Source organism: Bacillus sp. mrc49, from assembly GCF_002803435.1.
Genome location: NZ_PHNG01000026.1, coordinates 1 through 449, shown reverse-complemented (window position 1 = coordinate 449; position 449 = coordinate 1). Strand labels below are relative to the sequence as shown.

At 60.4% G+C, this 449-nt stretch carries 1 pseudogene; it reads right to left on the bottom strand.

Annotated features, from left to right (window positions below):
- Positions 1–294 (bottom strand): annotated as a pseudogene (locus tag CVN76_RS00275) (methionine ABC transporter permease); the annotation flags it as partial.
- Positions 295–449: the final 155 nt, after the last annotated feature.

The window sequence follows — 449 nt, the reverse complement described above, 5'->3', positions numbered from 1 at the left end:
GGCGACCGTCAGCGGTACTACCGCTGCCCAGACGCCGTAAGAGGTGCCGACCAGCATGCGGGTGAACGGGATCAAGGCGACCATCAGGATCAAGAAGGGGATCGAACGAAACAGATTCACCAGCCAGCCGAGTACCCGTTGAACCCCGACTTGTTCATAGAGCCCACCGCGTTCGCTGACCACCAGCACAACCGCCAGCGGCAGCCCCAGCGCCAGTGCCAGCAGGGAAGAAACACCCACCATCAGCAGCGTATCGAGAAATCCGGCCCACAGCCGGTCAAGCAGCAGTGACATAGCCCAGTACCTCCACGCTGTCGGCCAGCGTTTGTGGAATAGCGGATGCGAACGGTGACGGTGTCACGCTTAACAGCAAGTACCCTATGGCCCGTCCCTGAATATGCTCGATGGCGCTTTCGACCAGTGTCACATTGCCCTGAAAAGCCGCCAGC